At 35.8% G+C, this 12,917-nt stretch carries 8 protein-coding genes, 3 tRNA genes, 1 pseudogene and 1 other annotated feature; of the genes and pseudogenes, 5 read left to right on the top strand and 7 right to left on the bottom strand.

The genetic code is table 11. The features are described 5' to 3' along the window. Window positions 1-203 precede the first annotated feature (203 nt). Both E8M05_RS11190 and E8M05_RS11185 read right to left on the bottom strand, forming a co-directional pair. The gene (locus E8M05_RS11190) at window positions 204-980 is read right to left on the bottom strand and encodes a ParB/RepB/Spo0J family partition protein (RefSeq protein WP_003067028.1); all 777 of its coding nucleotides are present in this window, start codon (window positions 978-980) and stop codon (window positions 204-206) included. Window positions 981-1,039: 59 nt separating this feature from the next. Continuing rightward, window positions 1,040-2,305 (bottom strand): S1C family serine protease, encoded by a 1,266-nt coding sequence (locus E8M05_RS11185; RefSeq protein WP_013852370.1) that lies wholly within the window; start codon window positions 2,303-2,305, stop codon window positions 1,040-1,042. Between the two features lie 210 nt (window positions 2,306-2,515). Here E8M05_RS11185 and rlmH point away from each other — a divergent pair, with 210 nt between their 5' ends. Beyond that, window positions 2,516-2,995, top strand: coding sequence for a 23S rRNA (pseudouridine(1915)-N(3))-methyltransferase RlmH (gene rlmH / locus E8M05_RS11180; RefSeq protein WP_003067023.1), 480 nt, complete (start codon window positions 2,516-2,518; stop codon window positions 2,993-2,995). A 136-nt stretch (window positions 2,996-3,131) separates the two neighbouring features. Here rlmH and E8M05_RS11175 read toward each other — a convergent pair. Both E8M05_RS11175 and E8M05_RS11935 read right to left on the bottom strand, forming a co-directional pair. Then, window positions 3,132-3,205, bottom strand: a tRNA-Arg gene (locus E8M05_RS11175). A 262-nt stretch (window positions 3,206-3,467) separates the two neighbouring features. Beyond that, window positions 3,468-3,805: pseudogene (locus tag E8M05_RS11935) on the bottom strand (helix-turn-helix domain-containing protein); the annotation flags it as partial. A 197-nt stretch (window positions 3,806-4,002) separates the two neighbouring features. On the opposite strand from E8M05_RS11935, the gene E8M05_RS11165 reads away from it, so the two are divergent. After that, window positions 4,003-4,074, top strand: a tRNA-Glu gene (locus E8M05_RS11165). Window positions 4,075-4,104: 30 nt separating this feature from the next. After that, window positions 4,105-4,178 (top strand) — tRNA-Asn (locus E8M05_RS11160). 65 nt (window positions 4,179-4,243) lie between these two features. On the opposite strand, the gene E8M05_RS11155 is transcribed toward E8M05_RS11160, so the two are convergent. From E8M05_RS11155 to E8M05_RS11145, 3 genes are all read right to left on the bottom strand, one after another. Next, a complete protein-coding gene (locus E8M05_RS11155; protein ID WP_136596478.1) occupies window positions 4,244-6,838 on the bottom strand; it encodes a YfhO family protein in 2,595 nt (864 codons plus the stop codon). Between the two features lie 94 nt (window positions 6,839-6,932). Further along, complete coding sequence (locus E8M05_RS11150) at window positions 6,933-8,555, bottom strand: ATP-binding cassette domain-containing protein (RefSeq protein ID WP_003067017.1); 1,623 nt, start codon at window positions 8,553-8,555, stop codon at window positions 6,933-6,935. 84 nt (window positions 8,556-8,639) lie between these two features. Further along, window positions 8,640-9,512, bottom strand: a complete 873-nt coding sequence (locus tag E8M05_RS11145; protein WP_003067016.1) for a YitT family protein — start codon at window positions 9,510-9,512, stop codon at window positions 8,640-8,642. 223 nt (window positions 9,513-9,735) lie between these two features. Continuing rightward, window positions 9,736-9,938, top strand: a binding site (T-box leader). A gap of 54 nt (window positions 9,939-9,992) precedes the next feature. On the opposite strand from E8M05_RS11145, the gene trpS reads away from it, so the two are divergent. Continuing rightward, entirely contained in the window at window positions 9,993-11,015 is a 1,023-nt protein-coding gene (trpS, locus tag E8M05_RS11140) for a tryptophan--tRNA ligase (protein ID WP_013852368.1), read from the top strand. Between the two features lie 258 nt (window positions 11,016-11,273). Continuing rightward, a complete protein-coding gene (guaB, locus tag E8M05_RS11135) occupies window positions 11,274-12,755 on the top strand; it encodes an IMP dehydrogenase (RefSeq protein ID WP_003067014.1) in 1,482 nt (493 codons plus the stop codon). Window positions 12,756-12,917 lie beyond the last annotated feature (162 nt).

Raw genomic sequence — 12,917 nt, 5'->3', positions numbered from 1 at the left:
AGTAGTTTCCTTTTTGTGGATAATTCAATACTCATTCTAACATAAAAAATAAAAGTTTTCCACAATGGTGGAAATAAAAAATCCACACTGTTCACGAAAGTTTTCCACAGGTTGTGGAAAACAAAGAAAGAGTGATAAAACTGGGGATACTCAACTGTAGTTGCTGTGGAAAACTGTGAAAAATAAAAAAAGAAATCAACAAGTTATTTTAGCTTGTTGATAATTCTGTTTAAGTCTTCTTCAGACTGAAAATATAAACTCACATCTCCTTTTGTGCCGGTTTTAGAGATAGTAATTTTAACAGGAAGTCCTAACTGTTTAGCCAATTCTTCTTCTTGATTTCTAATAAAAATATCTTCCTTTTTAGAACGATTTTTTTTCTGTTTAGCAGGTTTTAGTAAACGTTCAAGTTTTCTAACACTAAGGTCTTCTGTTAGAATTTTTTGATACCACTTTTCTTGTTCTCCCGCGTTTTTAAGGGTTAAAAGGACACGCGCGTGCCCTTGAGACAGGTCACCTTTTTCAACGGCATCAGAGAGACTTCTAGGAAGATTAAGTAATCTGAGGCAATTGGTAATGTAAGGGCGAGATTTTCCCATAAACTGTGCTAATTCTTCATGAGTCATTTGATTTTTTTCCAGAAGTTGCTGGTAAGCTTTTGCTTCTTCGATTGGATTTAAATCAGAACGTTGCAGATTTTCGACGATAGCCAGCTGCATGCTCTCCTGATTGGAGATATTTTTTATGATGGCAGGAATTTCGGTTAAACCTGCTATTTTTGAGGCTCTTAGACGTCTTTCACCAGCAATAAGCTCATAACCAAAGACAGTTGATTCTCGGACGATAATCGGCTGAATAAGCCCATTAGCTTTAATAGAACGTGCTAATTCTTCCAGCTCTTCTTGTTTAAATTCTAAACGGGGTTGGTAGGGATTAGGTGAGATATTTTCAATTTTGATTAATGTGAGTGTTTCAGGCATAGGTCTTTTATCCTTAAAAAATGAGGCTGAGGAATGCTCAGCTTCATTTTTATTAGTTATTAGTTTGAGGAAGATAAATCTTGCGTTGTCTTAGTTAATTCAATTGTAGCTGTTTTCTTATCAGTTCCACGGTAGAAGGTTACTTTGACAGAGTCACCAACAGAATGAGTATAAAGAATACTTTGAAGATCTGAAGTAGATGTTACTTCTTTGTCGTCAATAGCTGTGATGACATCGTACTGTTCGAGATTACCTTCAGCAGGCATACCAGATTGAACAGCGGCAACAACGACACCGCTTGTTACACTTGTTGGAATGTTAAGTTGAGCAATTGCATTAGTTGAAAGGTCGCTCAAGTTTATCATTGAAATACCAAGTGCTGGGCGGATAACTTGCCCATTTTCTTCCAATTGGTTAATAATGGATACAACATCGTTAGATGGAATGGCAAATCCCATACCTTCGACAGATTCACCAGAACTTGATGTAGATGAAATCTTACTTGAATTGATACCGATAACTTGTCCTTCAATGTTAATTAAAGCACCACCAGAGTTACCTGGGTTAATTGCTGCATCTGTTTGGATAGCATTTGTTGAGATAGTTTCACCATCATCATTTGTCATGGTTACTGTACGGCTAAGACTTGAGACAATACCTTGTGTTACAGAGTTAGCATATTCAGTACCAAGTGGGCTACCAATAGCGATAGCAGTTTCACCGACAGTCAATTTATCAGAATCGGCAAATTCAGCAACTGTAGATACATTGTCAGAAGAAATTTTAACAACAGCAATATCTGAATAAGTATCTGCTCCGACTAGCTCACCAACAACTTTTGTTCCATTAGCAAGCATAATTTCAATTTGTTCGGCACCATCAATAACGTGATTGTTAGTGACGACATAGGCAGAATCACCATCTTTTTTGTAAATAACCCCAGACCCCTCACTGTAAACAGTCAAATCATCTGTAGAGCTTGAATTGCTACTACTGTCTGAGTCATTGCCAAACATTTGATTGTAGAGGTCACTTGCAGAAGATGACGAGTCTGATTTGTAGTTAATAACAGATACAACCGCGTCTTGAACTTTTTCCACAGCTTTTGTTGTATCGTTAGAGTTAGAATAGCTTACGCTACTTGTTGTTGTTTTTGTACTTGAACCACTGACGTTAGTGATTGAAATACCTGCCATGTTTAGGACGAGTATTGTACCTGCGATACCAGCTATAAAGCCGACTAAAATGACACCCAATGGTTTTAACCAATTTTTGTAATTAAATTTTGGTAACTTGGGTAATTTTGGTAATTTTATTTTTTTCACGTCTCTACCTCCCATTTTTCTTGGATAGCATATAAAAATTGACTTAATTATACCTTAAAAGTAAAAAAAAGAAAAGTAATCCACAACCTGTGGAAAACTTTTTGAAAATGTGAAAAAATCTTGATTCAAAGCTACTAAAAGCCATATTGATGATTTATGAACATGTGGATAATGTGTGAAAAGCTTGTGAATATGTGGTAAAATGGAGCTATGAAAGTAAAAATTATCGCTATTGGAAAATTAAAAGAAAAATATTTAAAAGATGGTATTGCCGAATATGGTAAACGCATGAGTCGTTTTGCAAAATTTGAAATTGTCGAGTTAGCAGACGAAAAAACACCAGATAATGCTAGCGCTGCACAAAATCAGCAAATTATGGAAAAAGAGGGAGAACGCATCTTAGCAAAGATTTCAGAGCGTGATTATGTTATTGTCCTAGCCATCGAGGGAAAACAACTATCTTCTGCAGCTTTTAGTAAAGTCATTGCTGATGCGACATTAAGAGGCTATTCTGATATTGTTTTTGTGATTGGAGGAAGTCTTGGTTTAGCGGATAAAGTCAAAAAACGTGCCAATTTGCGATTGAGTTTTGGTTTATTAACTTTACCTCATCAATTAATGCGTTTAGTTCTATCAGAACAAATTTATCGTGCTTTTATGATTCAACAAGGAAGCCCTTATCACAAGTAATTCTTGTAGTGAAGTAATAAAAGAATAGTAAGGAAGTTAATTTGTCATTTCTTCCTACTATTCTTTTTTGGCTACTTTGTTTCATGTGAAACATTTGTCAAAAATAAAAAAGTCGGCTTTGAGCCGACTTGAGATTTGATCCCAGCAGGATTCGAACCTGCGACCGTTCGCTTAGAAGGCGAATGCTCTATCCAGCTGAGCTATGAGACCATACCAACTTAATCATTTTATCAAAATATTGACTATGCTGTCAACTAAAAATCAATTCATAAAAATAAATCATGATTAGAAAGTAAGTGAGAAATATTGTGAATTTTGACTAATCATTTTTCTCCCACTTGTCAAGTTAAGTGCAACAAAGCATTCATCTGAGTAAGTTAATAGTTCTTATGCTGTTTGAGCTAGTTCAAATCGTTTTTTAGCAGATTGATAGTTGTGTATTCTTCTTAATCTGTTATTAATGGATTGAGTAATGGATTCTAAATTTAGCCTTCATCGTTTTAGTAAATGACAATAAGAAAGTTTCTGATACTTTCTCAAGCTTCAGACTAATAACTCCCTTTCCTGCCTTCAGAGCACCGAATTTGAGCGGTTTCTGCGAAATACTCTTCATAGTAAATTTTCTTTCCATTGACCGGTTTGACAGTCCCACGTTTGAGTTCACGAGAGATGGTGGAGAGATGTCTATCCAAAATTCTCGCAATTTCAGCTGGTTTTAACCTTCTGAGAGAGATAGCTTTTCATTTTCCCACGTTCTACTTCAGAAAGGTGGTGATAGGGCTGTTTTTTAGTAGAGTAGTTAGTGGACATTTTCATTTTTTCTTTATACTTTGTTTACCGACTTTAGTATATAAGACGAATATGTATGTCTTTTTTGTTGTACCTCATTTTACAATGCGGGACCGATAATTTTTGTAAAAAACGTAAAAAATTTAAAAAAACTATAGACAAAGAAAAAATATCTGATATAATAGTATGAGTGTTAAGGAGAAATCCTTAAAGCTTCTGGTCCGTTGGTCAAGGGGTTAAGACACCGCCTTTTCACGGCGGTAACACGGGTTCGAATCCCGTACGGACTATAAACTACTGCCTAGCAGTTTTTTTCTTTATCCGGCATAGCTCAGTTGGTAGTAGCGCATGACTGTTAATCATGATGTCGTAGGTTCGAGTCCTACTGCCGGAGTGATAAGACACCTTCCTAAGTTACTTAGGAATTTTTTAATACCTAAAAATAAAGCAGGCTAAGTTTTAGCCTGCTTTTATCCTTAAATGATACTTTCTTCGTGCAATTATGTAAGCAAGGAAAAGGATGATGCCTAATATGGATAGATAAGCTCCTTCTTTAAAACCATTTGGGATGTAAGTTAACGTTACTTTACCTTCACCAGCTTTTACATCAACTTTCATAAAACCATCTTGCGCTTTTGAAACCTTAAGTTTTTCCCCGTTTTGTGTAGCTGTCCATCCTTTATCATATGGAATGGTGAAGAATAGTGAACTATCTTCGTCTGCTTTATAAGTAGCAGTAACGGTATTTTTATCAGTTGTAACGGTAACCTCTGGATTGTCAATAATCGCCATAGCTTTTTGATAACTTGTTAAATCTAAAGCATAAAAATTAGGTTGATTGAAGGAAACTTGACTATTTTCAGGGAAAGTAAATGTGATGTCAAGCGTTTGTCCTTCTTCAAAGTAACCAAGGTCAAAGAAGCTGTAAGCATTATCGGTTGTGTATTCTGTCGTTTTTCCATTAACTGTAATTTGCACAGATTCACTATTATCATTAGAGAAAGTAATGTTAGGGACACTTACATAAAGTTGAGTATTAGCAGTGACAGTGACTTGATAAGTAGCACTTGTTGTCAACTGACCATCATTTGTAGTGGTGACTCGGTTATTAAGCAAATTAGCACCACCGGTTAGTTGAGAAGCTAAACGTGTGAAGTATTTCTCAGATAATCCTGTCAAGTTATTGATAAAATTAGTTTGGTTGTCAAGCGTGTTGACACCAAAGTCAATATCCTTGTAAATACCATTCGTTAAAATAGCTAGCTGACTAGCATATTGATTTTCATAAAGTGATACATTGCCAGAACCGTCAACATAATTGAAACCAAATTTATCAACACTAGTTTCAGAAAGATTATACTTCACAGCAAATAAACTATCCATCAGCAAGGTATTATTTTGGTAGCGAAGGTTGAGATTAGTCCCTGTTGATTTAAAGCCAAGCCGGTCTAATGTGCTACTAGAGGTCGTGTTTCGGATAGATGAAAATTGAGAGATACCATTGTAATTATATTTCATACTGTCATTGCCAGTTTGAGGTAACAATTCTTCGGTACGATAGAAAGTAGTATTCAGTTCTTGTGTTTCGTTGACAAGTTTGTCAATGTCTGTCAAGTTACGATTATAGCTTTGTCGAGAAGGAAAGACCCACTCGCTATCAAGGGCTGCAATTTGATAATAAGTATTTAATGATATTTCAAAAATTGTAAAGATAAGTGTAAAGCTGACAAAGAGTTTAAATGATAGATACTTATTTACATAACTGATGAGTATAATAGCATAAGCAGCTAAGAAAGCAAAGGTGATAATGACTTGCGAAGGTTCTAAAAAGTCATAATGACTTTGGAACAACGCTGTAACAATAAATCCAAGAGCCAAGGGAATAATCCCAATAAGATATTGCTTGAGTGTTAATTCTTTTAAACGAGATAATGTTTCAGCTGCTAATAGGATGATAAGAATAGAGAATGTCCAAGAATAGCGGTGAAGAAACATATTTGGTGAATGCATACCTTGCCAGATAAGATCTAATGGTTCAAGATAAAAACTAGCGACAATGAGAGCAAGCATTATGCCATAAGCTAAACGAGTTTGCCACCTGATTGATTTAATCGTAAAGAAAATAATAGCTAATATTAATGGGAAAATTCCCACGTAAATCATCGGAATAGAACCAAATTTTGTTGTGTCGTAAGAGCCAACAAAATTCTTAGCAAATAAATCAAAGAACCATGACGCATCTGTAAACAACTCTGTAAACTTAGAAAATTCCTCACCGTGTGTAGATAGGTCTAAGTAAGTTGGTAACAGCATGATGCAGCTAGAGAGACCAGCAGAGATTGATACAACTGTAAAGTCAATAAATTTTCGTAGAATGACTTTCCATTTAAATTCTTTAGTTAATTGAACAAGGAAATAAAGAATTAAAAAGATAACAACCATGTATCCAAAATAATAGTTTTGGATAAAGAGAATCGTTAAACTTAGGTAATAAAGGATGAATTTTTGCTGACCTAATAAGCGATTAATTCCTAAAATGATTAAAGGCAAAAGAATGAATACATCAAGCCACATATTAATTTCAATTTGGCTGATGGCAAAACTCATCAATGCATAAGAAGTCGATAAGATGATGCTGAAAGGTTTCAGCACTTTAGGGTAGAGTTGTCTGAGACTATAAAAACAACTTACCCCCATACAAGCAACTTTCAGTAATGTAAAGATATAAATAGCATCAGGCATGCTCTTTAGACTGAAGAAATAAACGAAAGGTGAGAAGAAGCTTCCTAGATAGTAACTAATAAGAGCATAGAAGTTTAGCCCCAAACCACTCGTAAAGGTGTAAAAAATACTATCTGAACCGTGTAAAATATTTCGTAGATTTTCAGCAAAAATGACATACTGGTGGAAACCGTCACTAGCTAAAATAGTCGTGTCACTATTGAATGAAATATCTTCAGACAATAAGGCGAAAAATAAGATAAGAAATGGCAGAGCAAATGCTGCTAAGTAGTAAAGAGTATTAATGTTTGATTTTAAAGATTTTAATGTCATAGCTTTAGTAAGACAGGTTGAGATAGCTTATCCCAACCTGTTTCTTTTCTATATATTGTAAAGTTTGTGTAAACGTCAGGAAATTATTAATAAATTAATCTTTCCAGAGTTCTTTAACTTTGGCTTGAACTTCTTCATTTTCAAGAAATTCATCATAAGTTTCATCGATACGGTCAATAACCCCATTTTTTGAGATCACGACAATGTGATTAGCAAGTGTTTGAATAAACTCATGGTCATGACTTGCAAAGATAATAGATTCTTTGAAATCTTTCAGCCCATCATTCAAGCTTGAAATTGATTCCAAGTCTAAGTGGTTTGTTGGATCATCAAGGACAAGAACGTTGGATTTGAGGAGCATCAATTTAGAAAGCATCACGCGCACTTTTTCTCCCCCTGACAATACGCTAACTGATTTGTTAACTTCGTCACCAGAGAAAAGCATGCGTCCAAGGAATCCACGAAGGAATGTGTTATCGTCCTCTTCTTTAGAAGCAAATTGACGAAGCCATTCAAGAATTGATTCACCAGAGGAAAAGTCACGTGAATTATCTTTTGGAAGATAAGAGCGGCTAGTTGTGACCCCCCATTTGATAGTACCTTCGTATTCTATGTCATCCATCAAAGCACGAATAAGAGCTGTTGTTTGAATATCGTTTTGTCCAATGAAAGCTGTTTTATCACCTGGACGTAGGATGAAGCTGATATTATCAAGAACAGTTTCTCCATCAATTTTAACGGATAAATTCTCAACCGTTAAAAGGTCTTTACCAAGTTCGCGTTCTGCTTTGAAGTTGATAAATGGGTATTTACGACTAGAAGGAACAATTTCTTCTAATTCAATTTTATCAAGCATTTTCTTACGAGATGTGGCTTGTTTTGATTTAGAAGCATTGGCAGAGAAACGTGCCACGAATTCTTGTAATTCTTTAATTTTTTCTTCTGCTTTAGCATTGCGGTCTGCTTGTAGGCGAGCAGCAAGCTCAGAAGATTGTTTCCAGAAGTCGTAGTTACCGACGTAAAGTTTGATTTTACCGAAATCAAGGTCAGCCATGTGCGTACATACTTTATTTAAGAAGTGACGGTCATGGGAAACGACAATAACAGTATTTTCAAAGTCAATCAAGAAATCTTCTAACCAAGAAATAGATTGAATATCAAGACCGTTGGTTGGTTCGTCAAGGAGAAGGACGTCAGGTTTACCAAAAAGAGCTTTGGCAAGAAGGACTTTCACTTTATCACCATTGGCTAATTCACTCATGTTTTGGTAATGAAGATCTTCTGGAATGTTTAAGTTTTGAAGTAATTGAGAAGCTTCGCTTTCGGCTTCCCAACCGCCAAGCTCTGCAAATTCGCTTTCTAACTCGGCAGCGCGGACACCATCTTCATCTGAAAAATCAGGTTTCATGTAGATAGCATCTTTTTCTTTCATAATGTTGTAAAGACGTTCATTTCCCATAATAACAACATCAATAGCACGTTCTTCCTCATAGTCAAAGTGATTTTGACGAAGAACTGATAAGCGTTCATTTGGACCAAGGGAAACATGACCTGTTGTTGGTTCAATATCTCCTGCCAAGATTTTTAAAAATGTTGATTTTCCTGCACCATTGGCACCGATTAAACCATAGGTATTTCCAGCTGTAAAGTTGATGTTAACCTCATCAAATAGTTTTCTATCGCTGAAACGTAGTGATACATCAGAAACTGTAAGCAATTTTTCACCTCATAATATTTATCTATAAGCTTCATTGTACATGAAAAAGCCCCAATTTTCAATCAGAGAAAGCGAGGCTTTGCATTACATTGGTAAAATGATGTCTTTTTCGTCAAGTTTATAGTATTTTTTGAGGCTAAATCCACGTCCCATAACTTGTGTAGCAGGCATAACGACGATAAAGGCAGTTTCGTCAATTTTTTGGATATTTTTTTCTAAACGAGGAACTTCTTGACGAGAAACAGTTGTCATTAGCATGGTATGATTTTCACCTGAATAACCACCAGTAACTGGAATTTCAGTGACCCCACGGTCTGCTTTCGTAGAAATATAATGTTTGATTAAATCATTCTTAGGTGAAACAATCATGATATTTCGTGATGAAGTGACCCCAAGTTGCATGCTATTAACGACATAACCAATCGTAATCAATGCAATAATAGAATACATAACTGTGTCAATATCAAAGGCGACAAATCCCATCGCAACACTACAACCATCAACGATTGTCATTGCAACGGCAAGAGGAAGTGGTGTGTATTTATGGAGAATTTGGGTGATAATACCTGTTCCACCTGTTGAAGAATTTCCCCAAAAGACAACCCCTAAACCAAAACCACAAATAATACCTCCAAAAAGCGCAGCTAACAAAGGATTGTCTGTTAAATTTGGCACACCTTCAGTTAGTTTAACAAAAATAGAATAAATCCATGACCCATAAACGGTTTTTACAAATGTCTCTTTCCCTAGGAAAAGCCAGCAAGCTATAAGGAGTGGAAAATTTGAAATCATAACAAAATTCCCAGTATTCCAACCAAATAAAGCTTTCAAACTAACAGCTAAACCAACAACCCCACCAGATGCAATGTGATTCTCTAGGAAAAAACTGTTAAAACCGATAGCAGCAATAAATGCTCCTACTGTAACGAGCCCAAAATCAATTAATTTTTTCTTCATAATAATCCTCTTCTTTATAACAAACGATTCTATTATTGCAAAGAAGAAGATACTCGTCAAGATTTATGTGAGAGAAAGTTGATTACGATGTATAATTCTCATTTTTTAATTTTATTAAAAAGGAATTCCCGAAGAAACTGTATAATTATTCTTTCTAAGAAAGCGAGAATTTCCTAGGAAAATAGCTATTAGCTTGACAAAGTTTCTAGAATTTCATAAAATGAAGAAGATTCAGAAGAGTAATGTAGATGCGTACTTTTAGAGAGCTGATGGTGCTGAAAATCAGTAGTACCCTTGCATGAATGGGCTGATATATATAATGGAAAATAATGTTTGCATTTATCTGTGAACTTTTAATAGTGGTAAGAGATGGTAGAAAATTTTCTATCAATTGAGGTGGTACCGCGTATTGAGAACGCCCTCACGTAGTTTATAGCTACGTGGGGGTGTTTTATTTGAAATTAATTTTGAGGTGATAGAATGGTAAAACCAATTATTTTGACAGGTGACCGTCCAACTGGTAAGTTACACTTAGGACACTATGTCGGTAGTTTAAAAAATCGTGTGTTATTGCAAAATGAAGATAAATACGATATGTTTGTTTTCTTGGCAGATCAACAAGCTTTGACAGACCACGCTAAGGAATCTGAAATTATCAGAGAATCAGTTGGAAATGTAGCATTGGACTACTTATCAGTAGGGCTTGATCCAGCGAAATCTACGATTTTCATTCAAAGTCAGATTCCTGAATTAGCTGAATTAACCATGTACTACATGAACTTGGTATCATTGGCACGTTTGGAACGTAATCCTACTGTAAAAACAGAGATTGCACAAAAAGGATTTGGAAGTTCAATTCCAACAGGATTTTTGGTGTATCCAATCTCTCAAGCTGCGGATATTACAGCTTTTAAAGCGAATTATGTGCCAGTTGGAAATGACCAAAAACCAATGATTGAACAAACACGTGAAATCGTTCGCAGTTTCAATCATACTTATAAAACAGATGTTTTGGTTGAGCCAGAAGGTATTTTTCCTGAAAATGAAGCAGCTGGTCGTTTACCAGGGTTAGATGGTAATGCTAAAATGTCTAAATCTCTTGGAAATGGTATTTATTTGTCTGATGATGCTGATACTGTTCGTAAAAAAGTAATGAGCATGTACACAGACCCTAATCATGTTCGTGTCGAAGATCCAGGACAAATTGAAGGAAATATGGTTTTCCATTATCTTGATATTTTTGGACGTGAAGAAGACCAAGTTGAAATTGCAGCCATGAAAGAACACTATCAACGCGGAGGTCTTGGCGATGTCAAAACAAAGCGTTATTTGCTTGATATTCTTGAACGTGAATTGGCACCAATCCGTGAACGTCGCCTAGAATATGCAAAAGACATGGGTGAAGTATTCCGTATGCTTGAAAAAGGAAGTGAAGCAGCGCGTGAAGTTGCTGGTCAAACACTGTCAGAAGTTAAAGCTGCTATGGGAATTAATTACTTCTAAATTAAAATGAAACTCTAAAGTAACAATTTTTACTTTGGAGTTTTTTATTTTTGTAATTATCATTTAAAATAAATGATAATTACAAAAATATTCAGTCTAATAATGGGTAGAAAATACCATGTTTCTTTAAAAGATAATTTGGAAAAAAATTGAATTTATTTTATTGACAAATGATTCTGGCGTGTTATTATAGTAACAATAAAAAATTAGCTGGGGGGCTAAAAGCCCCTACAAATACATAGAAAAGAGGGTTATTTAATGTCAAATTGGGACACTAAATTTTTGAAAAAAGGTTACACTTTTGATGACGTATTACTTATTCCTGCTGAAAGTCATGTTCTTCCAAATGAAGTTAATATGCAAACAAAACTTGCAAAAAATTTGACATTGAACATTCCTATCGTGACAGCTGCTATGGACACTGTAACTGACAGTAAAATGGCGATTGCAATTGCACGTGCGGGTGGTCTAGGTGTTGTTCATAAAAACATGTCTATTCAAGACCAAGCTGAAGAAATTCGTAAAGTAAAACGCTCAGAAAACGGTGTTATTATTGATCCTTTCTTCTTAACACCAAAACATTCTGTTTCAGAAGCAGAAGAATTGATGCAACGTTATCGTATCAGTGGTGTTCCAATTGTTGAAACTCTTGAAAATCGTGAATTAGTTGGTATCATTACCAACCGTGATATGCGTTTCATTTCAGATTATCACACACCAATCTCTAAACACATGACAAGTGAAAAATTGGTTACAGCTCCTGTTGGAACTGATTTGGAAACTGCTGAACGTATTCTTCATGAACATCGTATTGAAAAACTTCCTCTGGTTGATGAAGCAGGACGTTTGTCAGGTCTTATCACTATCAAAGATATTGAAAAAGTTATTGAATTCCCTAATGCTGCTAAGGACGAATTTGGTCGTCTTTTAGTTGCAGGTGCTGTGGGTGTCACATCAGATACCTTTGAACGTGCTGAAGCACTCTTTGAAGCTGGTGCTGATGCCATTGTTATTGATACTGCACATGGGCATTCAGCAGGTGTTCTTCGTAAAATTGCTGAAATTCGTCAACACTTCCCAGAACGTACGTTGATTGCTGGTAATGTCGCTACTGCAGAAGGAGCTCGTGCGCTTTACGAAGCTGGTGTTGATGTTGTTAAAGTCGGAATTGGTCCTGGTTCAATCTGTACAACACGTGTCGTAGCAGGCGTTGGTGTTCCTCAAATTACAGCTATTTATGATGCGGCAGCTGTTGCACGTGAATATGGCAAAACAATTATTGCTGATGGTGGTATCAAATATTCAGGTGATATTGTTAAAGCCTTAGCAGCAGGTGGTAATGCTGTAATGCTTGGTTCTATGTTTGCTGGTACAGATGAAGCACCAGGTGAAACTGAAATTTACCAAGGTCGTAAATTTAAAACATACCGTGGTATGGGATCAATTGCAGCTATGAAAAAAGGATCAAGCGATCGTTACTTCCAAGGCTCAGTCAATGAAGCTAACAAACTTGTTCCAGAAGGAATTGAGGGGCGTGTAGCTTACAAAGGTGCTGCAGCTGATATCGTCTTCCAAATGCTTGGTGGTATTCGCGCTGGTATGGGATATGTTGGAGCTGAGGATATTTTAGCACTGCACGAAAAAGCTCAATTTGTTGAGATGTCAGGCGCTGGTTTAATTGAAAGCCACCCGCACGATGTTCAAATCACAAATGAAGCACCAAACTATTCCGTACATTAATTTCTAAAATATTTAATTAAGAAAATCTCTGATAGGGCTTATGCTTGTCAGGGATTTTTTGATAGCCTTTACAAAGTGATAGTAATTGTGGTAGAATATAAAGCTGTGTTCGTTTTAAAAATGAAAATTTCTTTTATTTTTCTGAAAAACGTTTTCACACAA

The sequence above is a fragment of the Streptococcus pasteurianus genome, assembly GCF_004843545.1.
GTDB classification, from domain to species: domain Bacteria; phylum Bacillota; class Bacilli; order Lactobacillales; family Streptococcaceae; genus Streptococcus; species Streptococcus pasteurianus.
This window is presented reverse-complemented; position numbering and strand designations above follow the sequence as displayed.